Origin of the sequence: Curtobacterium sp. VKM Ac-2922, assembly GCF_022815645.1 — a bacterium.
Classification (GTDB): domain Bacteria; phylum Actinomycetota; class Actinomycetes; order Actinomycetales; family Microbacteriaceae; genus Curtobacterium.
In genome coordinates this window covers 71,999-93,087 of sequence record NZ_JALGRO010000017.1, presented here as the reverse complement: position 1 = coordinate 93,087, position 21,089 = coordinate 71,999, and the positions used below count along the sequence as shown (strand labels likewise).

General features: G+C 72.2%; 21 protein-coding genes. 9 read left to right on the top strand and 12 right to left on the bottom strand.

Annotation, left to right across the window (positions count from 1 at the left end):
• The first annotated feature begins 286 nt into the window (after window positions 1-286).
• The 6 genes from MT346_RS17325 to MT346_RS17300 all read left to right on the top strand — a co-directional run bounded on the left by MT346_RS17325 (window position 287) and on the right by MT346_RS17300 (window position 5,401).
• Window positions 287-2,743, top strand: coding sequence for a phosphoketolase (locus tag MT346_RS17325; RefSeq protein WP_243564335.1), 2,457 nt, complete (start codon window positions 287-289; stop codon window positions 2,741-2,743).
• 88 nt (window positions 2,744-2,831) lie between these two features.
• A complete protein-coding gene (locus MT346_RS17320; protein WP_243564334.1) occupies window positions 2,832-3,158 on the top strand; it encodes a hypothetical protein in 327 nt (108 codons plus the stop codon).
• A complete protein-coding gene (locus MT346_RS17315; protein WP_243564333.1) occupies window positions 3,155-3,367 on the top strand; it encodes a hypothetical protein in 213 nt (70 codons plus the stop codon). Before MT346_RS17320 ends, MT346_RS17315 begins: the two co-directional genes overlap by 4 nt.
• 37 nt (window positions 3,368-3,404) lie before the next feature.
• A complete protein-coding gene (locus tag MT346_RS17310; protein WP_243564332.1) occupies window positions 3,405-4,088 on the top strand; it encodes a fumarylacetoacetate hydrolase family protein in 684 nt (227 codons plus the stop codon).
• A 151-nt stretch (window positions 4,089-4,239) separates the two neighbouring features.
• Window positions 4,240-5,181, top strand: coding sequence for a sugar phosphate isomerase/epimerase (locus tag MT346_RS17305; protein WP_243564331.1), 942 nt, complete (start codon window positions 4,240-4,242; stop codon window positions 5,179-5,181).
• A gap of 10 nt (window positions 5,182-5,191) precedes the next feature.
• Entirely contained in the window at window positions 5,192-5,401 is a 210-nt protein-coding gene (locus MT346_RS17300) for a hypothetical protein (RefSeq protein WP_243564330.1), read from the top strand.
• Between the two features lie 27 nt (window positions 5,402-5,428).
• On the opposite strand, the gene MT346_RS17295 is transcribed toward MT346_RS17300, so the two are convergent.
• From MT346_RS17295 to MT346_RS17270, 6 genes are all read right to left on the bottom strand, one after another.
• Window positions 5,429-5,758, bottom strand: a complete 330-nt coding sequence (locus MT346_RS17295; RefSeq protein ID WP_243564329.1) for a hypothetical protein — start codon at window positions 5,756-5,758, stop codon at window positions 5,429-5,431.
• On the bottom strand, window positions 5,755-6,333 hold the full coding sequence (locus MT346_RS17290; protein WP_243564328.1) for a hypothetical protein: 579 nt from the start codon (window positions 6,331-6,333) through the stop codon (window positions 5,755-5,757). Before MT346_RS17290 ends, MT346_RS17295 begins: the two co-directional genes overlap by 4 nt.
• Window positions 6,330-6,860 carry an RNA polymerase sigma factor gene (locus MT346_RS17285; RefSeq protein WP_243564342.1) on the bottom strand — a complete coding sequence of 177 codons (531 nt, stop codon included), beginning with the start codon at window positions 6,858-6,860 and terminating at the stop codon, window positions 6,330-6,332. The genes MT346_RS17290 and MT346_RS17285 overlap by 4 nt, the downstream gene beginning before the upstream one ends.
• Window positions 6,861-7,106: 246 nt before the next feature.
• Window positions 7,107-7,301: a hypothetical protein gene (locus MT346_RS17280; protein ID WP_243564327.1), complete on the bottom strand. Its 195-nt coding sequence runs from the start codon at window positions 7,299-7,301 to the stop codon at window positions 7,107-7,109.
• Window positions 7,302-7,449: 148 nt separating this feature from the next.
• Window positions 7,450-9,969 carry an ATP-dependent DNA ligase gene (locus tag MT346_RS17275; protein WP_308221924.1) on the bottom strand — a complete coding sequence of 840 codons (2,520 nt, stop codon included), beginning with the start codon at window positions 9,967-9,969 and terminating at the stop codon, window positions 7,450-7,452.
• Between the two features lie 35 nt (window positions 9,970-10,004).
• A complete protein-coding gene (locus tag MT346_RS17270; protein ID WP_243564325.1) occupies window positions 10,005-10,895 on the bottom strand; it encodes an SDR family oxidoreductase in 891 nt (296 codons plus the stop codon).
• 142 nt (window positions 10,896-11,037) lie between these two features.
• On the opposite strand from MT346_RS17270, the gene MT346_RS17265 reads away from it, so the two are divergent.
• The gene (locus MT346_RS17265; protein WP_243564324.1) at window positions 11,038-12,027 is read left to right on the top strand and encodes a Ku protein; all 990 of its coding nucleotides are present in this window, start codon (window positions 11,038-11,040) and stop codon (window positions 12,025-12,027) included.
• Here MT346_RS17265 and MT346_RS17260 read toward each other — a convergent pair.
• Window positions 12,024-12,494, bottom strand: a complete 471-nt coding sequence (locus tag MT346_RS17260; protein WP_243564323.1) for a hypothetical protein — start codon at window positions 12,492-12,494, stop codon at window positions 12,024-12,026. The genes MT346_RS17265 and MT346_RS17260 overlap by 4 nt on opposite strands.
• 58 nt (window positions 12,495-12,552) lie before the next feature.
• On the opposite strand from MT346_RS17260, the gene MT346_RS17255 reads away from it, so the two are divergent.
• On the top strand, window positions 12,553-13,158 hold the full coding sequence (locus MT346_RS17255; RefSeq protein ID WP_243564322.1) for an antibiotic biosynthesis monooxygenase: 606 nt from the start codon (window positions 12,553-12,555) through the stop codon (window positions 13,156-13,158).
• Window positions 13,159-13,180: 22 nt separating this feature from the next.
• On the opposite strand, the gene MT346_RS17250 is transcribed toward MT346_RS17255, so the two are convergent.
• From MT346_RS17250 to MT346_RS17230, 5 genes are all read right to left on the bottom strand, one after another.
• Window positions 13,181-15,388: a cell wall-binding repeat-containing protein gene (locus tag MT346_RS17250; protein WP_243564321.1), complete on the bottom strand. Its 2,208-nt coding sequence runs from the start codon at window positions 15,386-15,388 to the stop codon at window positions 13,181-13,183.
• Between the two features lie 73 nt (window positions 15,389-15,461).
• Complete coding sequence (locus tag MT346_RS17245; RefSeq protein WP_243564320.1) at window positions 15,462-16,403, bottom strand: Ppx/GppA phosphatase family protein; 942 nt, start codon at window positions 16,401-16,403, stop codon at window positions 15,462-15,464.
• A gap of 30 nt (window positions 16,404-16,433) precedes the next feature.
• Complete coding sequence (locus MT346_RS17240) at window positions 16,434-17,291, bottom strand: ribokinase (RefSeq protein WP_243564319.1); 858 nt, start codon at window positions 17,289-17,291, stop codon at window positions 16,434-16,436.
• The gene (locus MT346_RS17235; RefSeq protein ID WP_243564318.1) at window positions 17,288-18,718 is read right to left on the bottom strand and encodes an MFS transporter; all 1,431 of its coding nucleotides are present in this window, start codon (window positions 18,716-18,718) and stop codon (window positions 17,288-17,290) included. The genes MT346_RS17240 and MT346_RS17235 overlap by 4 nt, the downstream gene beginning before the upstream one ends.
• A gap of 5 nt (window positions 18,719-18,723) precedes the next feature.
• Entirely contained in the window at window positions 18,724-19,827 is a 1,104-nt protein-coding gene (locus MT346_RS17230) for a nucleoside hydrolase (RefSeq protein WP_374202540.1), read from the bottom strand.
• A gap of 82 nt (window positions 19,828-19,909) precedes the next feature.
• Here MT346_RS17230 and MT346_RS17225 point away from each other — a divergent pair, with 82 nt between their 5' ends.
• Entirely contained in the window at window positions 19,910-20,908 is a 999-nt protein-coding gene (locus MT346_RS17225) for a LacI family DNA-binding transcriptional regulator (protein WP_243564317.1), read from the top strand.
• Window positions 20,909-21,089: the final 181 nt, after the last annotated feature.

The window sequence follows — 21,089 nt, the reverse complement described above, 5'->3', positions numbered from 1 at the left end:
TGCCGAACCCGGCACCGCCCAGGATGATCGCGCCGGCAGCGGCGAGGGAGACCGTGGTCTTGGTGAACTTGCGCATGGTGTTCTGTCCTTTGCTTGTCGCGCTCGACGCGCATCTGCTGTGTGCACGCCGAACACACCCCGCATGAGGGTGGAGAACCAGCTGGTTGAGGCTGGTGAGCGCTCCGGGTGTTTCCCGGCCTGTGATGGTGATTCGGTACCCCTCGCCGAACGGATTGGAAGGAGTTCTCCCGATCTGTCCGAAGCCGTCGTCCGTACCGTGGGGCGCATGGCCACTGAGCACCTGCCGACCACCGACCGGATCCGCGCGATCGACGCGTGGTGGCGTGCGGCGAACTACCTGACCGTCGGGCAGATCTACCTGCTGGACAACCCGCTGTTGACGCGCACGATCGAGCCCGACGACGTCAAGCCGCGCCTGCTCGGGCACTGGGGCACGTCCCCCGCGCTCAACCTGGTCTACGCGCACTGCAACGCGCTCATCGCCTCGTCGGCGCGGCAGATGCTGTACATCTGCGGCCCCGGACACGGCGGTCCGGCGATGAACGCGAACGCCTGGCTCGACGGCACGTGGCAGGAGCTGTACCCGGGCACGACCCTGCAGCAGTTCTTCCGCCAGTTCTCGTTCCCCGGCGGCATCCCCTCGCACGCGGCGCCGGAGACACCGGGGTCGATCAACGAGGGCGGCGAGCTGGGGTACTCCCTGGCCCACGCGTACGGCGCCGCGCTCGACAACCCGGACCTGGTCGTGACGTGCGTGGTCGGCGACGGCGAGGCCGAGACCGGGCCGCTCAACGGCTCGTGGCAGGCGCACACGTTCCTCGACCCGGTGGCCGACGGCGCCGTGCTGCCGATCCTGAACCTGAACGGCTGGAAGATCGCGAACCCGACGATCCTCGCGCGCATCCCCGCCGAGGACCTGACCGCTTACTTCCGCGGCCTGGGGTACGACCCGATCATCGTCGACTCCGCCCGTGTCGGCGACGACCCGTTCGCCGTGCACGCCCTGTTCGACGGCGCGCTCCGCCGGGCGCTGGCCGCCATCGACGACATCCAGGCCGCCGCACGGGGCCAGGCCGCCCGCGCCGCTGCCGGCGAGATGGCCGGCGCATCGGACCTGCGACCACGCTGGCCGATGATCGTCCTGCGCACGCCGAAGGGCTGGACCGGACCGAAGGAGGTCGACGGTCAGCGGGTCGAGGGCACCTTCCGCGCGCACCAGGTGCCGCTGCCGGCCGTCCGGCAGAACGACGAGCACCGCCGGCAGCTGCAGGAGTGGATGGCGTCGTACGGCCCGGCCGAGCTCTTCGACGAGGACGGCACCGGCATCGGGCTGCTCGAAGCGATCCGCCCCGAGGGCGACCTGCGCATGAGCGCGACCCCGCACGCCAACGGTGGGCGGATCCGGACCGCGCTCGACCGCCCCGGGCTCGCCGAGTTCGGGGTCGAGGCCGGATCCGAGGCGTCCTCCACCGGCACGCTCGGCCCGTGGCTCGCCGCACTGGCCGGGCGGAACCCGTCGTCGTTCCGCCTGTTCGGTCCCGACGAGACCGTGTCGAACAAGCTCGACGCCGTGTTCGACGTGACGAACCGGGTCTGGCGCGCCGGCAACGACCCCGAGGACGAGCACCTGGCCCCGACCGGCCGGGTCATCGAGGTGCTGTCGGAGCACCTGCTCGAAGGCCTGCTCGAGGGCTACGTGCTGTCCGGGCGTCACGGGATCTTGAACACCTACGAGGCGTTCGCCCACATCATCGACTCGATGGTCGGCCAGCACGCCAAGTGGCTCGAGTCGTCCCAGGGCATCGACTGGCGGGCCCCCGTCTCGAACCTGACGATCCTCCTGTCGTCGCACGTCTGGCGGCAGGACCACAACGGCTTCTCGCACCAGGACCCCGGGTTCCTGGACGTCGTCGCGTCGAAGCAGCAGGACCTCGTCCGCATCAAGCTGCCCGCCGATGCCAACACCCTGCTCGCCGTGACCGCACACGCGATGGAGACGACCGACCGCATCGAGGTGATCGTCGCGGGCAAGCACCCCGAGCCCGTGTTCCTGTCGCTCGAGGACGCGATCGCGCATGCGGACGCCGGGGTGGGCGTGTGGGACTGGGCCGGCACCGAGGAGCGCGTCGGGCACGTCGACGTCGTGCTGGTCAGCGCCGGTGACGTCCCCACGGTGGAGACGATCGCGGCCGCCGACATCATCAACCAGCTGGCGCCCGAGGTCGGCATCCGCGTCGTCAACGTCGTGGACCTGCTGTCCCTGGGTGACACACGCAAGCACTCGCACCCGATCTCCGACGACCGCTACGACGAGCTGTTCCTGCCGGGCACGCCCGCCGTGTTCGCGTTCCACGGCTACCCGTCCCTGGTCCACCAGCTGACCTACCGACGGCACGGTCACGACGACCTGCACGTCCACGGGTTCCTGGAGCAGGGCACGACGACGTCGCCGTTCGACATGCTCATGCGCAACGAGATGGACCGGTTCGCGCTCGCGCACGACGCGCTGACCCGGGTGGATGCGGACCGGTACGCGCGGCTGATCGCCCGGCTCGCCGAGGCACGTGACGCCGCCCGGGCGTACGCCTACGAGCACGGCGAGGACCACCCGTCCGTCGGTGGCTGGCAGTTCTCGGGGTGGCCGCAGGACGAGCCCGCCGCGGACGGGACCGGTGGGGACCCCGGCGAGGGAGAGACCGAGGCGGCGGCTCCGGGGAACTAGTCCTCCACCGATCACCAGGCCCGGTGCGGTCTCCACAGACCGACCGCCGGCCCGCCGGCAGTGCCGTCCCGTCCGCGATGCTGTCCGCATGGACGGGGCGGGGATCGGGTGGGCGAGCGTGCTCGTGTCGGTGTTGAGCGCGTGCGCCGCGGTCGCTGCGACCGTCGTGACGCTGCGCGAAGGCCGCGCGATGCGGCGGAATACGGAGTTCTTGGCGCACCGCGACCAGTGGTGGCAGCGTTGGTCGTGGGTCACGGAACGGGCTCTGTCGGACCAGGCTGATCGCCGTGCGGCCGCTGCGCTGCTGGCGGACGCCCTGGCCACGCGTACCTGGACCACCGATGACGACGAGTGGATGTACGACGCGCTGCGATGGCTCGCAGAGCACCGTCCAGAACGGAAGGACCAAGCATGATCTCGGACAAGTCCGACGCGGAGTTCCAACTCAGCCTCTGGCGGGCGGAACTGTGCATCCCGCGCCTGCTGGCACACCCGCACTACGGCCCGCTGATGCGCGCCAAGGGCAGGGATGTCGAGCTGGCCGAGCTCCGGGCCGAATGGCGCGAGCGCCAGGAGCGCGCTCGCGCTCGGGCGCTCGTGTACGAAGCGTCGTTCGCGGACTGACCGGCACCACGGCGCCCTGGTCTGGCACGCTGGGGACGTGTCCGACCTCGTGATCCCGGCCCCGGCCCTCCCGACCGTCCCGACCAGCACCGGCGGGCGGTTCCCCGTGCGCCGCGTGTTCTGCGTCGGGCGCAACTACGCCGCGCACGCGCGCGAGATGGGCCACGACCCTGACCGCGAGCCGCCGTTCTTCTTCACCAAGCCGGCCGACGCGGTCGTGACCGACGGCGCGGACACGCCCTACCCGTCGATCACCCGGCAGCTCGAACACGAGGTCGAGCTCGTGGTCGCGATCGGCTCCGGTGGCAGCGACATCGCAGCCGCACAGGCACTCGACCACGTGTGGGGCTACGCCGTCGGACTCGACCTGACCCGCCGTGACCTGCAGGCCGAGGCCAAGCGGCTGGGCCGACCGTGGGACATGGCGAAGGGATTCGACGCCTCGGCGCCCGTCGGGACGATCGTCCCCGCGGCTTCGGTCGATCCGACGCGGGGCGCGATCGACCTCGACGTCGACGGCGAGCGCCGACAGCACGGCGACCTCGGCGACCAGATCTGGTCGGTCGCCGAGGTCATCGCCGAGCTCTCCCGCGCCGTGCGACTCGAACCGGGCGACCTCGTGATGACCGGGACGCCCGACGGTGTCGGCGTCGTCACGCGGGGTGCGGTGCTCCGCGGCACCGTGGCCGGGGTCGGGAGTGTCAGCACCCGTCTGGTGTGAGCAGATGTCCCGGGTGTTGCGCGCCGCTGTGAGCGCTCGGAGGGACGCGGGGTATCCCTTGACCAGACGCCGTGCCGGGATCGCGGTGTCCTGATCGGTGTCGGCGGGGTCGAGGGTGACCGTCGCGCGTGCACCGGAGACGAGGTGCGACGTGCTGGACCACGACCTGCTGGCGACGTCCTGGACCTGGGACGGCGACGAACCGATCGACGAGCGTGTCCGCGCGGTCGGTGACGCCGGGTTCGCGGGGATCTCCCTCGCGCTCGACGACCTGCACGAGGTCCGCGCGACGATCGGATTCGCCGAGCTCCGCCGCATGCTCGACGGCGCCGGCATCGTCTGGGTGCAGCTCGGCACCCTCGGCACCTGGTGGACCTGTCCGAACCGGACGACGAGTGCCGATGCCGAGCGCGGTGTGATCCTCGAGGCCGCGGCGTCGCTCAGTGCGTGGCAGGTCGTGGCGCGTGCCGACGTGACCCTGCCGGGCGTCTCCCCCGCGGCGATGCTCGACGACTGGGCAGCGTTGGCCCGGCAGGCCGAGGGCGTCGGTGCGCAGCTCGTGCTCGAACCCGAACCGTGGTCGAACCTGCCGACGGTGGAGCGAGCGTCGCGGTTCATCACGACCGCGGGCGCCGGCGGGCTGCTGCTCGACGCGATGCACGCGCTGCGAGGCGGTTCCACGCTCGCGTCGATCCGTCAGGGCGTGGCCCCGGCGACCCTCGCTGCGGTCGAGCTGAGTGACGGGCTGCTCGCCACCCCGGCCGGCATGACCTTGGCGGAAGAGTCGCGCTCCGCCCGGTACCTGCCCGGCGCCGGAGCGTGGGACCTGCCCGGCTTCGTCCGGATCGCGCGGGAACTCGGCCACGACGAGCCGTGGGGTGTCGAGGTCCGGACGCCGGCGCACCGCGCGCTGCCCGTCAGAGACGCACTGCGGATGGCCGCGGCCGCCACCCGGGCGGTGCTCGACGCTGCCGACGCGTACGGCGCGCCCGTCATGCCGGCCATGCCGAGGACTCCGGCCCCGACGTCCGCCGTCGACTTCGAGCCGGTGCACCGTCCCCGTCGTGAGACCGGTTCAGGTGCTCCCGCGTAACGTCCGGCCCATGAGCGAACAGGCACCCACCGGGGACGACGGACTCCTGCGCGAGTCCCAGCAGGCGATCGACGAGGCCAAGGCCGCGGCGGCCGAGGTCGTCGGGCCCGACGGGGTCGGATCGGACCAAGACACCCCGGCCGAGGTGGACCTGGTCGACGACGGCCTGCCGGCCGCCGGCCGCGCCGAACCCGCGGACGGTCCGGCTCCCGCAGCCTGACCGGTCCCGGTCGGCGCCGAGATCGGTTCAGACGATCTCCACGATCCGCACCACGACCGACGACGGTCGTGTGCCGATGTGGTGCTCGACGGTCGTGACGACGGCGTCGCGGACGGCCCGGGCGCTCTCGATCGCCGACGTCGACGCGGCGACCGCGGCCACCACCCGGACCCGGACGCCCTCGGCGCGGTCCTCGACCAGGACCGCCCCGCCACCCCGCGGCAGGTCGAGCACGGAACGGACGTCGCGCACGAGCACCGCCAGGCTCGGCCCCGGCGGGATCACCGACAGCACGCTGGGGACGGCCAGGACCGCCTCGGTCACGGTCCGCGAGACGGCACGGGTGTCGACGGTCACGATGCGCTCCCCGGGTCGAGGACGTCGGCCACGCGGACCGTCAGTGCCCGCACGGTGAAGGGCGCGTGCACGTCGAGCGCTGCCGCGACGACGACGCGCAGCGCCTCCGCCCGCTCCCGCAGCGGTGCATCGGCTGCGGCGGCGATCGTCACCTCGACGTCGATCTCGGCGCCCGGCGTGGCCAGGTCCCCCGTGAAGCGGGTCCGCCGGACGAGCACACCGGGCACGGCGTCACCGAGTTCACGGACCAGGCCCCGCAGGGCACCCTCGGTGACCACGAGCTGGGCGGCCGGGTCCGGGTCGGGGACGGGGATGTCCCGCCCCGCGTGCGCCGTCGTGCGGATGCTCGCGAGCACGCCGTCGATCCATCCGTCGTGGGTCCGTCCCGCAGCGCGGACGTCGGCGTCGAGCAGGTCCGAGGACGCCGCGCGGAGTCGTTCCAGGCGCCGGAGGGCCTCGGCGGCATCGGGGTCGGCCTCGATGTCGTCGCGGACGGGGTCGCGTCCGGAGTCGAGGTACTCGGAGAGGTCCTCGAGGGTGAAGGCGCCGTAGCGGTCCTCGACGTCGTCGGTCATCGCCACCCCTCCATCTGCTCGAGCACCGTGCGCCTGGCCCGCGCGAGCGACCCCCGGACGGCTGCTGCCGACATCCCGGTCTGCTCCGCGATCTCGGCGTACGACGCTGCCCCGACCTCGCGCAGCACCCACACTGCTCGCTGCGCGTCCGGCAGGTTCCGCACCACCCGTGCGAGTTCGTCGACCTGCATCCGGGTCTCGACGACCTGGTCGACCGTCCGGTCCGCCGCGAGTTCGGGCACGGTCTCGAGATCGAGGTGCGGGTGGCGTCGCCGCAGACGGTCGAGTGCCTTGTTGGCCGCGATGCGGAACAGCCAGGTCCGCACCCGGTCGGGGTCCTCCACGCGCTCGATCCGCTGCCAGGCCTGCAGCGCTGCCTCTTGGACGGCGTCGTCGGCCTCGCCGTCGCCGTACCCCAGGATGCGGGCCGCGTAGGCGCGCATGAGCGGACCGTACCGGCGGATCAGCACGCCGAACGCCGCTGCATCGCCATCGGCGGAACGCTCGACGAGCGAGGCGTCCGACAGGGACGCGAGCTGCGGCTGGTCGGTCAGGAGGTCGGCCTTTCCGGATCGTGGAACGAGGTGCGTGACGAATCCCCACCTCGACTCGTCGTGAGTACGTGCCTACCATCCGCGTGCTCGCGGACGGTGCTGAGCGCGCCGTGGCCGGTCATCCCTGAACGACCGGTCACGGCGCTCGGCCGGCGGTCCGTGTGTCCCCTGATCCGGCGCACGGGCCGTCCCGGCGGCCGGGTCGGGATCCCGGTGGGGTCAGTCCTCGACCTGGTCCCCGAGGAAGTCGGCGTACGTGACCTCGGCGTCCGTCGCCGTCGCCGTGCCGGTCCGCTCACGAGCCGCGACCCCGCGCGCACCGGGCCTCGGTTCCGCGTCCGTGTCGGCGTCGCCCCCGGAGGCCGCGACGCGCTCGTCCGCGTTGAACGGTGGCAGGTAGTTGCTCGCGCTCATCGCCGCACCTTTCGTCCGGGCGAACGTAACAGCCACGAGCCCGTCCACCACCGGGGCAGACAGATTCGTCCCCCGCCGCCGGGCACGTCGGGGGACGGAAGTTCGCCTCCAGCGGAGCCGATGCGCGCGCATGTTGCTGCGTGCGCGCTCACTCTCGGACGACGTCCTCCGGGGACTTGTCCGCACGCCACCCGCGCCACGACGGTTGCCGGAGTCGTCCGTCGCCCGTCCACTCGGCGAACTCCACCTCGGCGACGTGCACCGGCGTCACCCAGCGGGCATCGCGGGCGTCGGCGCGCGGGACGTCGACGAACGGGGACGTCTGCCGTTCGAGGGTGGCGAGCCGAGCGGCGATCTCGTCGAGGGCACGGTCGCTGAACCCGGTGCCGACCTTGCCGACGTAGACCAGCCCGCCCTCGCCGGGGATGCCGAGCAGCAGCGACCCGACGCCACCCTGGCGACGGCCGCGACCGGGCTTCCACCCAGCGACGACCACCTCTTGCGTGGCATGGTGCTTGATCTTCAGCCAGGCCTCGGACCGACGCCCCTCGGCGTAGCGCGACGAACGCTTCTTCGCCACGACGCCCTCGAGTCCGGCGCGTGCCGACGCCGCGACCGCCGCGTCGAGGTCACCGTCGAAGGCCGCGGGCACGTCGACGACACCGCCAGGGTCCACCACGGTCTCGAGGGCTTCGCGTCGGTTGTCGTACGACAGCCGGGTGAGTTCGTGGCCGTCCGCTTCGAGCACGTCGAACAGCAGGTACCGCACCGGCGTGCGGCGCCGGGCAGCCTCGACCTCGCGCGGCCTGGTGAGACCCATCCGGTCCTGCAGCCGCTGGAAGCTCGGCCGGCCACGGTCGTCGAGCGCGACGACCTCGCCGTCGAACACCCCGTCGACGCCGGCACGGTCGGCGAGTTCCTGCAGCTCGGGGTACTGCGCCGTCAGGTCGTTGCCGTTGCGGCTGCGCAGGGAGACCCGGCCGTCCCGGACCGTCGCGAGCGCCCGGACACCGTCCCACTTCATCTCGACGGCCCAGTCGGCCGGGTCGAGCGTCGGGGTCCCGGCGGCGAGCGTCGCCTGCATCGTCCGCCGTTCGGCCGGGTCGGTGTCCGACGGGGCAGCTCGAGTCACCCGGTCGCGTCGGTCGTCCGAGGGCGGACGGGAGGCCCGCCCCGCGCCGGCACCGGCGGTCGCGTCCGCCGACGGGTCGGGTTGGTCCTTCGTCAGGTGGATGAGCCAGTTCTTCTCGTCGCCGTCACGCCCACGTCCGCGCCCGCGGGTGTGCAGGATCGCCAGACGCCGGTTGCCGTTGGTCCGGCCGTGCAGCGTGACGATGACCTCTTCGCCCTCGCGCCACTTCTCGAGGTCGTAGGTGCCGTCGTCCCAGAGCGTCACCGTCCCGCCGCCGTACTCGTCGTGGGGGATCGTGCCCTCGAACCCGCCGTACTCCAGCGGGTGGTCCTCGGTCATGACCGCCAGGTGGTTCTTCCCCGGGTCGGTCGGTTCGCCCTTCGGCAGCGCCCAGCTCACCAACACGCCGTCGTGCTCGAGCCGGAAGTCGTAGTGGTCCCGGGTGGCGTGGTGCTCCTGGATGACGAACGTCGGCCGGCCGTCCTGACGGACCGTCGGGGCGTCCTCCGGCACCGGCTCCGGCGTCTTCGACGCGTCCCGCTTGGCGCGGTAGGCCGTCAGCCGGTCGCGACCCGGCTGCTCCGCGTCGTTCGCACGCTGGGTCCGGTCGTTGTCCCAGTGACCGGAGTCGGGCCTCCCGACCGACAGCGCGCCCGCGGCGACCGGGTGCAGCAGGTCGCCGTGGTCCTGCAACCGCTCGAGCACCTGGTCCAGCGTCAGCTGGGCGAGGCCCCGCTCGGTGAGCTCCTTCCACGAGCGTGGCGCGGCGACGGTCGGGGTCGATCGTCCCCGCAACGAGTACGGCGCGATCGTGGTCTTGTTGCCGTTGTTCTGCGACCAGTCGACGAACACCTTGCCCGCCCGTTCGGCCCGGCTCATCGACGACAACACCAGGTCGGGCAGGTCCTGTTCGAGTGCCTTCGCGAGCTCGTGCGCGACCGCCGACACGTGCTCGGTGGTGGATCGACCGTCGAGGGCGGCGTACAGGTGGATGCCCTTCGACCCGGACGTCACCGGGTACGGGTCGAGTCCCATCCCCTGCAGCACCTGCCGCGCGGCGACCGCGACCTCGACGCACTCCGGCAGTCCGACGCCGTCGCCCGGGTCCAGGTCGAGGACCAGCCGGTCCGGGTTCTGCTGCCCGCCGCGCGGGCCGAACCGCCACTGCGGCACGTGGAGCTCGAGCGCGGCCTGCTGCGCCATCCACACGAGCGTCGGCAGGTCGTCGACGATCGGGTACTCGTTGTCGTGTTCGCTGTGGTGGATCGTGTGGTGCCGGACCCACTCGGGGGCGGAGTCCGGCAGGTTCTTCTCGAAGAAGACCTTCCCGTCGACGCCGTTCGCCCAGCGCTTCCGGGTCATCGGTCGGTCCCTGACGTGCGGGATCATCCACGGCGCGACCCGCTCGTAGTACTCGATCACGCGGCCCTTGGTGGTGCCGGTCTCGGGGTAGAGCACCTTGTCGAGGTTGGTCAGCGCGAGCCGGCGGTCCCCCACGGCGACCGTCGTCCGTCGCGCCCCGGAACTCGACCGCACGGAACTGGGCAGTGCCGGGCTGGACGGCGGCGCGTTCACAGCGCCACCCCGGTCGCTCCCGCCACCGTCAGGGTCGTCCCGGACGTGTACGAGGACTCCGGCCCGGCCAGGTAGACGTAGGCGCTGCCGAGCTCCACCGGCTGCGCGGGACGGCCGAACGGCGTGCCCTGCCCGTACGACGCGATCTCGTCCCCGGGGTAGCTGATCGGCTGCAGTGGGGTCCACACCGGCCCCGGTACCACGGTGTTGGCGCGGATGCCCTTCGCCGCGAGCTGGCGGGCCAGGCCGTTGGTGTACGTGATGATCGCGGCCTTCGTCGCCGCGTAGTCGATCATCCGGCCCTGCGGCTCGTACGCCGAGACCGAGCTGGTCGTGACGATCGCGCTGCCCGGCGCCAGGTGTGGCACGGCTTCGCGCACCAGCCAGAACATCGCGTAGACGTTGACCTTCATCGTGCGGTCGAAGTCCTCGGTGGACTGCTCGGCGACGTCCTCGTGCACCTGCTGGCTGCCGGCGACGAGCACCAGGGCGTCGAGCCCGCCGAGCTCACTGACCGCGGTGCGCACCAGTTCGCCGCAGAAGGCCTCGTCCGTCAGGTCGCCCGGCAGCATCACCGCCCTGCGGCCCAGGTCGCCGATCAGGTCGCGGACCTCGGTCAGGTCGTCGATCTCCTCGGGCAGCGCGTTCAGCGCGACGTCGGCGCCCTCGTTGGCCATCGCGATCGCCGCCGCGCGGCCGATGCCCGAGTCAGCACCGGTGACCAGCACGCGGTACCCGGGCATCCGCCCCGTGCCGACGTAGCTGGTCTCGCCGTGGTCCGGCGGCGGGTCCATCGCGCTTGCACGGCCCGATCCCTGCTGTGTCTGCGCGGGGAACGGCGGCCGGGCGAACTTGGTGCGCGGGTCGTCCTTGTCCAGCTGGCTCATGGCCCCATCGTGCTCGCTCGCTCCCCACGTGTCGTCGAGGGAGCAGGAATCGTCGGGTGATCCGCACCCGGACGACGATTCCTGCTCCCTCGACGCCCGGAAAACCCGCACGCTCCCACCCGCATCCGGGCATCATGAGCGCATGAGGTCGATCTGGAAGGGCTCCATCGCGTTCGGGCTGGTCAACGTGCCGATCAAGGTCTACGCCGCGACCGAGACCCACGACGTGTCGATGCACCAGGTCCACGACGAGGACGGGGCCCGCATCCGGTACAAGCGCGTGTGCGAGCTCGGCCACGAGGTCGAGTACGCCGACATCCAGCGCGCCTACGACGACGGTGAGAAGACGGTCGTGCTCACCGCCGACGACTTCAAGCAGCTGCCGCAGGAGCAGTCGCACGAGATCGAGGTGCTCGAGTTCGTGCCCGTCGACCAGGTCGACCCGATGATGTTCGAGAAGACCTACTACCTCGAGCCCGACTCCCGCTCGCCCAAGGCCTACGTCCTGCTGCGGCGGACGCTCGAGGAGACCGACCGCCTGGCGATCGTGCAGTTCACGCTGCGGCAGAAGACCCGGCTCGGTGTCCTGCGCGTGCACGACGACGTCCTGCTGCTGCAAGGCCTGCTGTGGGGCGACGAGGTGCGGTCCGCCGACTTCACGGCCCTCGACACCTCGGTGAAGGTCAGTGCGAACGAGCTCAAGATGTCGTCGTCGCTGGTCGCGAGCATGTCCACCGACTTCGATCCCGACCGCTACACCGACGAGTACCAGGTCGAGCTGCAGCAGCTCATCGACGCCAAGCTCGAGTCGGGCGACGACATCGACACCGCGGCGACGTTCGGCGAGCGCCCGGACGACGAGGACGACGCCGGCGGTGACGTCATCGACCTGATGGCCGCCCTGCGGGCGTCCGTGGACAAGAAGCGGACGGGAGGCTCGGGGTCGCGTTCGCGGGGTACGTCACGATCCGACGCGTCCGGGTCACAGGACGCGGAGCCCACGACGAAGCAGGCGCCGGCGAAGAAGGCCCCTGCGGCGAAGACGTCCACGGCGAAGAAGACCCCTGCAGCGAAGAAGGCACCGGACAAGGCGCCCGCGAAGAAGCCCGCGGCACGCAAACGCGCGAGTTAGCCGCACGGCGGCGCCAGCAGCTCGAGGCGGTCGAACACGGCCACGTGCGCGGCTCGGAGCACGTCCCAGCCGGCACCCGTGTCGATCCCGCCGGACAGGTCGACCGGGGCAGCGAAGCCGTGCTGCGCCCGCGGGACCGGCTGCCCGGGCAGCCGCAGTTCCTGCGTGAACGCGCCCGTGTCGGGTGCGAACGTCAGGGTGTGCGCGGCGACGTTGGCGTCCCAGTCCGACGACGGCCACGACATGAACGCCACGTGCCGCGGCGGCGCGTCCGCATCGAGCGTGGTGGCAGAGACGTAGCACCCGTGGTGGTCCTCGCCCGGCGACAGGATCGTGTACGTCCCGTTGTCGCGGTAGACCAGCAGCGCCTCGGCGAACGGCTTGGCCGAGTACATCGCGGTGTAGCGCAGTGCCTGGGCTGCGATCGGGGCTCCGAGGGGGATGGTCACGGTGTCGCGCGTGGTCACGGGCCGAGCCTACCGAGCGCGTCACGCGCCGGAAACACGACTCGGCGACACTGGTCGGATGACTCCACGAGAGCCTGGGACCCTGCAGTCGTCACCCGAGACCGCCGGGCCGCCCGTCACCGTGTCCATCACCCGTCTGGTCGAACCCGACCGCATCCCCGAGGTCACCCGCTGGGTGCAGTCCGGCGTGAACCTGGCCAACCGCTACCCGGGGTTCCTCGGTTCCGGCTGGGTCCGGTCGCACGGGAACTCCCGCGAGTGGCACATGCTCTACCGGTTCGCCGACCACGACGCCCTGTCGACGTGGGAGCACTCCGACGACCGTCAGCGCTGGCTCGACCTGGGCCGCGACCTGGTCGTCGAGTCGCGGGTCGAGAAACGCACCGGGATCGAAGGGTGGTTCGACGCCCCGGCAGACACGCCCGCGTCGAGTGCTCCCCCGCGGTGGAAGCAGGCCGTCAGCATCTGGCTCGGTTTCTTCCCGGTGAACCTGGCGTTCACGTACCTGGTCGGGTGGCTCGTGCCGGCGTTCGGCGCACTGCCGGTGCTGCCGCGGGTGCTCGTCACGACGCTGGTGCTCACGCCGGTCATGACGTTCTGGGTGCTGCCGTTCGTGACGACGCTGATCCGCCCCTGGCTGCTCGCCGCTCCTCGGGAGCGCTGAGCAGCCACCGCCGCGCGAGCGGTCAACAGCGCCGCAGCGCAGCGGGCCCGGAGCCCAGTCCCCCTCCGACGATCGTGACGCGCGTGACACCCTGCGACCCCATCGCGTCGAGGACGTCCGACGGCACGCAGGACGGCGGCGCCAGGTAGAGCGGGGTGCTGCTTGCACCGGCCAGAGGTGTCGCCGAGAGCGCGTCGGGGAAGTCGGACCCGTTGACCAGGAACGCGGACCCGGCCGTGGGGTACCGATCGACGTCGACGGCGATGGCCGCCCGGTATCGGTCGGTCCCGGTCAGCTGGTCAACGTGCGCCACGGAACCGAGTGCAGCGATGATGCCCGGCGAGACGGACCCACCGGCCACCACGATGCGCTTCGGGTGGAGGGCGCGCAGTGCGCTCAGCGTGGGACCGTCGGCGGTGGGGTCGTCGCCCGGCACCAGCAGCAGCGGGGCGTGAGCAGACCCTGCTGCCGCCCCGGCGACCAACGCGTCGGGGAACTTCGCTCCCGTCGCGACGTAGACGCTGTCCGCGCCGGTCGGGAACCGCTGGGCGACGACCGCCCGAGACACGTCGTAGCGTGTCGCACCGAGCACCCGGGTGACCGTCGCCGCGGGGAGCGTCGATCGGACCTGGTCCACCACCGACTGCTGGACCGAGCCGCCGACGACCACGACCCGCGACGGACGGAGCCGGAGCAGTTCGGCACGGGTTGCCGTCGGCAGCGAGCGGGCTTCGCTGAGCAGCACGGGCCCGCCTTCGACCACCGCGGCGGGAGCGGCGGACAGAGCGTCCGGGAACACCCGGCCCGAAGCGACGTAGGCCACGTCGGCACCGTCCGGGAACGCCCGCTCAGAGGCGCGTGCGGTCGTGGCGAACCGGTCCGGCCCGGCGATCCGGTCGACGGCGACCACGTGCCGGATGAACACCGCGCTCGTGGCGTGCCACGGGTTCAGCGTGACGGTGACGGCGTACCAGTAGGTCCCGGGCGTGGTGGGCGTCCCCGAGACGATGCCCGTCGCCGGGTCGAGCCGCATCCCGGACGGGAGCGTCCCCCCGGTGACGGCGAACCGGGGGTCCACCCACCGGTTCAGGTCCACGGTCCGGAGCGCTGCTTCGGTCCGCGCCACACCGGCGGCGACGACGTCGGCGACGGTTCCGGTCAACGACCCCGGCTCGTCGCGCACCAACCAGGTGTGCAAGTCGGCGCTGTCGACGACGCCCGCGGTGTCTGCCATCCCGATGAACCGGTTCCGCTCCGGGTCCCAGCTGGACTCCGTCACGTCGGCCACGACGTCCCCCAACGTGATGGAGTCCTTCTCGGGCGTCCACGGCGTGAGCCCGATGCCGGCAGAGGTGTCGGTGCGGAACCAGACGATCCCGGTGGCCGGGTCGACGAACTGCGGCCGGACCCAGCGTTCGGGCCCGGACCACGAGGGCACCGAGCCGATCGGCCGCATCGCGAGGTCGAGGACCTGCGACCCGACGTACACCCGGTCCCGCTGCCCGTCGACGGCGATGCCGAGGGCGGAGTACAGGGTCTGGCTCGCGCGGAGCGCACCGTCGGCGTCGTAGCGCCGGAGCGTCCCTCCAGATCGGGGCTGCCCGTTGGCGTCGTCGGGCAGCGGTGTCGTGACGTAGACCGATCCGGACGTGGCGTCGACATCGGCCCGTCCACCCGGTGCGGCGGTCCACTGCACGGTCCCGGATGCGGCGTCGACGACCGCGACACCGGACGACCCGGCGAGCACGAGTCGCCCGTGCTGTGGGTCGGCACGCATCGTCCGCTGAGCACCGAGCGTCGTGATCGGGGTCCGCCAGGCGACCACGCCGGTCCGCAGGTCGGTGGCGACGAGGGCGGTGTCCGTCAGGCCGACCAGACGACGACCGACCACGTCGACCGTCAACGCCTGCAGCCCGACCAGGTCGCGCATGCCCGACACGGTGCCGGTCCGCCGCATCGTGTCGCCGTCCCACACCGCGACCTGCGAGGTGGGCATGGTCCCGCGGCGTTCGTGGACGTAGGCCCGGTGTGACACCGGGTCCACCGCCGAGACCGAGGTGGCGTCCGCGTCGTCCACGCGCGCGGTGCGCGAGTGCCCGACGGGCGGCGCTGCCGACACCTCGGTGTCGGGTGCCGCCTGGGCGGCTTGCGGTACCACGAGCACGCCGCCGAGCAGCGCGAGGACGAGCGCCGTGCTGGGCACGACGGAGCGGAGACGGAGCACGGACATCGACCTCTCGTGGACGGGACCGCCTGAGCATAGGGCCGGTCCGGCTCCCTCCGAGACGCCCCGAACAGGGGCGTCAGGGCGTCCCGAGCACCGACAGCTGGTCGAGCCGCTCGAGGATCACGCCCTCGCGGAGCGCCCAGGGGCAGATCTCGAGCGCGGGCAGGTCGAAGATGTCCAGGCACGCCTCGGCGACGAGTGCCCCGGGGACCACCTGGTGCGCCCGGCTCGGCGAGACCCCGGGCAGCGCCGCGAGCTGCTCGACCGACATCGTCAGCAGCTCCGGCAGCGTCCGTCGCAGCACCGCTCCGTCGAGCGATCGCGGCACGAGCGGACCGGCGGCCGACGGTGCCGAACCGCAGATCCGGGCGATCGACCGGAACGTCTTGGACGTGGCGACGGCCCGGTCCGGCGCTCCCGCACGCAGCAGCTTGCCGGCGTCGCGGGCGATCTCGACGCGGATGTCGTGGCGCAGGCGGCGGACGTCGTCCTCGGTCGGGGTCCCCTCGGCGAAGAACGACCGGGCGAGCCGCGCGGCACCGATCGGCATCGACCACGCCACGTCGGGCGCTTCGTCGGCTCCCCCGGCGATCTCGAGCGAACCACCGCCGATGTCGAACACCGCCAGGCGTCCCGCCGACCAGCCGAACCAGCGGCGCACGGCCAGGAACGTCAGGCGTGCCTCGTCCGAGCCGGACAGCACGGCGAGCTCGACACCCGTGTGTTCCTCGACGTGGGCGAGCACGGCGTCGGAGTTGACCGCGTCCCGCACGGCCGAGGTCGCGAACCCGAGCATGTCCTCGCAGCCGCGCTCCTCGGCGACCCGCACCGACTCGGCGACGAAACCGGTCAGGGCGTCGATGCCGACCTGGGTCACGGCACCGCGGTCGTCCAGGTGCTCGGCCAGGCGGAGTGCCTGCTTGAACGACGAGGCCGGCAGTGGCGCGGCGCCACCGTGGGCGTCGACCACCAGCAGGTGACCGGTGTTGGACCCGATGTCGAGGACTCCCACGCGCATGTATGCAAGATACCGGCACGGAGGCGCGTGCTACGACCCGAGGAACGCCGCCAGCTGGTCCGTGGTCGGGTACGACGCCTGCGCGCCCACCCCCGTCGCGGCGTACGCCCCGACCCCGGCGGCGAACCGTGCAGCGTCGACGAGGGCGTCTCCGGCCGCCAGCCGGAGCGCCACCGCGCCCATGAACGCGTCGCCGCACCCCGTGGTGTCGACCGCGTCGACGGGGACCGCGGGCACCTCGACCGGCGCGGCGTCCCCGTCGTGCACGACCGACCCGGCACCGCCGCGCGTGACGATCGACCGGGCGACGCCGTGGTCGCCGAGCATCTCGGCCTCGTGCTCGTTCACCAGCAGCACGTCCGTCAGCTCGAGCAGCTCACGCGGCACGTCGCCGAACGGCGACAGGTTGGTCAGCACCGTGACACCGGCCCGGCGTGCTGCCCGGGCGGCGGCGAGCACCACGTCGAGTGCGACCTCGAGACAGAGCCCCAGCACCGCCGCATCACTGAACGCGTCGGCGGGGACGTCGTCCGGCGTCAGGGTGGCGTTCGCGCCGCCGGAGATCACGATGGTGTTCTCGCCCTGACGGTCCACGGTGATGACGGCCGTGCCGGTGGCCGTGTCCGGTCGGACGGCGACGTGCGTGGTGTCGACACCGGCGGCCGCGACGGAGTCCCGCAGCAGCACACCGTCGCCGTCGTCACCGACCGCACCGATCATGCGCACAGCTCCCCCGAGCCGTGCGGCCGCGACCGCCTGGTTGGCGGACTTGCCGCCGGGCAGGGTCTGCAGGTCGGACCCGTGCAGGGTCTCACCGGGCTTCGGGAAGCGCTCGGTACGGACCACCAGGTCCGCGTTGAGCGACCCGACGACGACGATCGTGTTCACCGGACGGTCTCCTTCTGGGGTGCGGGGGCGGTCGTCTCGGCCTCGACCGGCCGCGGGATGAGAAACGACACGGCGAGCGCGGCGATCGTGATGACGGCACCGAGGAGCATGCCACCGGAGTACCCGGCGGTGCCGGAGGACCCTCCGACCCCGAGGGCGATCTGCAGCGCGGGCAGCACGGCGAAGCTCACGCCGGCGCCCAGGTTGAACGCACCGGCGTTGAGCCCGGGCAGGAAACCGGGGTTCGACGCGGGCGACAGCACGATGCCCAGGCCGTTCAGGATGATGTTCGCGATGCCGGCGTAGGTGATGCCGATCAGCACCGTCGCAGCGACGAGCACCGGCAGCGAGTGCACCCCGACGAACGCCATCAGCAGGGTCGCCAGGATGCTGCCGACCAGGCCGACGCGAAGGATCGCGCGGTAGCCGATGGTGGGCGCGAGCCGACCGGCGAACGGGCCGACGATCCAGCCGACCAACGCGTACGGCGTGAGGAACACGAGCGAGGCGAGGTCGGCCTCCATCCCGAACCCGGCGTCCGGGTTCTGTGCGAGCGAGGTGACCAGCCCGTTGACCACGGCGAAGACGCCCGTCATCGTCAGGAACGTGGTGGCGAGGAGCGCCCACGTGCCCCGGCGCTTCAGGAAGCGTGTCTCGACGAGGGGCTCGCGGACCCGGGACTCGACGGCCCAGAACACGGCGAAGGCGGCCAGGGCGACGACGATGCCGCCGATCACCAGCGCCGGGTTCGCGGCACCGAGCTTGCCGGCCTCGTTGAACGCGGTCAGCAGCGCACCGACCGAGACGACCAGCGGCACGACGCCGACCCAGTCCATCCGGGTGCCCTTCGAGGGGTGTGACTCGACACCCCACACGACGACGAACAGCAGGGCGATGACGGTGACGACGGCGATCACCCAGAAGATGCCGCGGAAGCCGAAGTTCGTGGCGATCCACCCGCCGGCCAGCGAGTCGATGCCCGCGATCCCGCCGTTGACCGCGGTGAGCAGGCCGAGGGACGCCCCGTAGCGCTTCGGGTCGCTGATCTCGTTGCGCAGCACCAGCAGGCAGATCGGGACGACCGGCCCCGTGACACCCTGGATGATGCGGCCGGTGAACAGCATCGGCACGTTGACGGCGAGCGCGGCGACGATGCTGCCGACCAGCATCACGGCGAGCATGGCGACCAGCACGCGCTTGCGCCCGACGATGTCGGACAGGCGCGGCAGGAACAGCGAGAACAGGGCGGCGAGCGTGAAGTAGAGCGTCTGCGACAGGCCGATCGTGGCATCGTCCGTGTGCAGCTCGCGCGCCATGGTGACCAGGGCGGGGCTGAGCATGCTGGCGTTCAGCTGGAACGCGATGCAGGCAGCGAGGAGCGCCGCGGTGAGGGCGCCGATCGACTTCTTCGTCGATGTGGTGGTCATGGGTCTCAGATCTCCGTGGTCGTGGTCGTGGTCGTGGTCGTTGTCGTGGCGGCAGCGGCGCGGGGCGTCCAGCCGGTGTCGGGGGTCTCGCCGATGCGCTCGAGGGCGTCGACGACCAGGTCCCAGAAGCGGGCGTGGTCGAGTTCCAGGGCTGCGCTCGTGCGGCAGTCCTCGGGCGCCGGGGCGCGGAAGTCGGCGACGGTCATGCCGAGCGTCAGGGTGCCCTGGGTCTCGATGTGGATCGGGACCCTCACGGCACGGACGATCGTCGGGTCGATGACGTAGGCAACGGCGCACGGATCGTGCACGGGCGGGGCGTCGAAGCCCTGCGCGTCCTTGTAGGTCTGGCCGAAGAAGTCCAGCAGTTCGCCGACGAAGGCGGCCGGTGCGGTGCCGACGGCGGCGATCCGCTCGGCGACCTCGGTGGTGGCGAGCGCCTGGTGCGTCAGGTCGAGGCCGACCATCACGACGTCCCAGCCGGCCTCGAAGACGATGGACGCGGCCTCGGGGTCGATGACGATGTTGAACTCGGCGACCGGGCTCCAGTTGCCGACGTGCACGCCGCCGCCCATCAGCACGACCTGCTTGACGCGGTCGACGATCCGGGGCTCCTTGCGTGCCGCCAGGGCGATGTTCGTCAGCCCGCCGGTCGGTACGAGGGTGACGGTGCCGGGCTCGTGCGCCATGACCGTCTCGATGATCAGGTCGACCGCGTGCCGGTCGTCGAGCGCGAACGACGGCTCGGGCAGCATCGGGCCGTCGAGCCCGCTCTCGCCGTGGATGTCACCGGCGACCTCGATCTGGCGCAGCAGCGGGCGGTCGGCGCCGGCGGCGAAGGGCACGCCCGTGATGCCGGCGATGCGGGCCACGGCGAGGGCGTTGCGGGTGACCTTCGGCAGCGTCTGGTTGCCGACGACCGTGGTGACGGCGAGCAGCTCGATGTCGGGGTTGCCGTGCGCCAGCAGCATCGCCACGGCGTCGTCGTGCCCGGGGTCGCAGTCCAGGATGATCTTCTCGGGCACGGGTGCTCCACTTCGTCGGGGATCGAGCGCGTCGGCTCGGGGTGGGATCGAGCGCGTCGGCTCGGGTACTGGGGCCTGACGCGCCATGCACGCCGCGTCAAGCGTTTGACATCACACAGCATCAAACGCTTGACGTCAAGTCGGGACGGCCGGTCGCTACGATCGGTGCGTGTCGACCCCCGCTCCGAGCACCCGCCGCGTCACCGCGGCCATGGTCGCCGAGCGCGCCGGCACCAGCATCGCGACGGTCTCCCTCGTGGTGAACGGCAAGGACCGCGGACGGGTGTCCACGGCGAACGTCGCCCGGGTGCGCGCCGCGGTGGACGAGCTCGGGTACGTGGTCGACCACGCCGCCAGTTCGCTGGCGCGGGGCAGCGGCGACCTGGTCGTGCTCATCGCGCCCGACCTGTCGAACCCGTTCTTCGCCGAGGTCATCCGCGGCGTCCGCGACACCCTGGGCGATCGCTTCCAGCTGGTCCTGTCCGTCACGGAACGCGGCGCCCAGCCGGGGATCGCCGACGTCCGGCGCTTCGAACGGCTCCGGCCCGCGGGCATCCTCGTCGACGCCCCGGCCGCCGACCAGCCGATGACCGCCAGTGTCCCCGTCGTGCTGCTCGACGCCCCCGGAGGCGCCGACGCCGTCAACTACGACCTGACCGCGGGGGTGTCGGCGCTCGTCTCGCACCTGGGCGCTGCCGGACACCGCCGCATCGCGTACCTCGACGGGACCTCGCGCGCGACGACGTTCGCGCTCCGCCGTGCGATGTTCGAGCAGGCGTGCGGCGACGCCGGCATCGCCGTGTCGCCGGTGTCGGCCAGCGCCGACCTGACGATCGACGCCGCCGCGACCGTTGCCGAACAGGCCGTCGACGCCTGGCTGCGGGACGGAGCCACGGCCGTGGTCGCCGCCGCGGACACCCTGGCGTACGGGGTGCTCCGGGTCGCCGCGGCACGGGGCATCGCGGTGCCGGGGACCCTGGCGGTGGCCGGGTTCGACGACCTGCCCTCGTCGTCGGTCACCGCTCCGGCGCTGACGAGCGTGGCGTTGCCGGGCGCCGACCTGGGGCGGGCGGCGGCGCTTCGGCTGGCGGCGATGCTCGACGGCACGGAGCTGCCCGCGCCGGCACTGCCCACGCGGCTGGTTCCGCGCGCGAGCACCGGCGGCTGACGCGCGCGACACCACCCGCCGCGCGACACCGACGACGTCGTACGACATCGCACTCGTCGTACCACCGGCACGCAACCGCCCCCGCGACACCGTCGCTGTCGTACGACATCGGGAACGTCGCGCCGGACGCGACCCCACGACGGACGGGAGGCCCGGTGCCAGCTGGCACCCGGCCGCCCGG

Excerpts from the sequence above, each read along its gene's own strand:
- MT346_RS17300 (WP_243564330.1), top strand. The coding sequence starts at position 5,192 with ATGAGCGAACAGGCACCCACCGGGGACGACGGACTCCTGCGCGAGTCC.
- MT346_RS17280 (WP_243564327.1), bottom strand. The coding sequence starts at position 7,301 with ATGAGCGCGAGCAACTACCTGCCACCGTTCAACGCGGACGAGCGCGTC.
- MT346_RS17255 (WP_243564322.1), top strand. The coding sequence starts at position 12,553 with ATGACTCCACGAGAGCCTGGGACCCTGCAGTCGTCACCCGAGACCGCC.
- MT346_RS17325 (WP_243564335.1), top strand. The coding sequence starts at position 287 with ATGGCCACTGAGCACCTGCCGACCACCGACCGGATCCGCGCGATCGAC.
- MT346_RS17320 (WP_243564334.1), top strand. The coding sequence starts at position 2,832 with ATGGACGGGGCGGGGATCGGGTGGGCGAGCGTGCTCGTGTCGGTGTTG.
- MT346_RS17315 (WP_243564333.1), top strand. The coding sequence starts at position 3,155 with ATGATCTCGGACAAGTCCGACGCGGAGTTCCAACTCAGCCTCTGGCGG.
- MT346_RS17270 (WP_243564325.1), bottom strand. The coding sequence starts at position 10,895 with ATGAGCCAGCTGGACAAGGACGACCCGCGCACCAAGTTCGCCCGGCCG.
- MT346_RS17250 (WP_243564321.1), bottom strand. The coding sequence starts at position 15,388 with ATGTCCGTGCTCCGTCTCCGCTCCGTCGTGCCCAGCACGGCGCTCGTC.
- MT346_RS17290 (WP_243564328.1), bottom strand. The coding sequence starts at position 6,333 with ATGACCGACGACGTCGAGGACCGCTACGGCGCCTTCACCCTCGAGGAC.
- MT346_RS17265 (WP_243564324.1), top strand. The coding sequence starts at position 11,038 with ATGAGGTCGATCTGGAAGGGCTCCATCGCGTTCGGGCTGGTCAACGTG.
- MT346_RS17245 (WP_243564320.1), bottom strand. The coding sequence starts at position 16,403 with ATGCGCGTGGGAGTCCTCGACATCGGGTCCAACACCGGTCACCTGCTG.
- MT346_RS17235 (WP_243564318.1), bottom strand. The coding sequence starts at position 18,718 with ATGACCACCACATCGACGAAGAAGTCGATCGGCGCCCTCACCGCGGCG.
- MT346_RS17230 (WP_374202540.1), bottom strand. The coding sequence starts at position 19,827 with ATGGCGCGTCAGGCCCCAGTACCCGAGCCGACGCGCTCGATCCCACCC.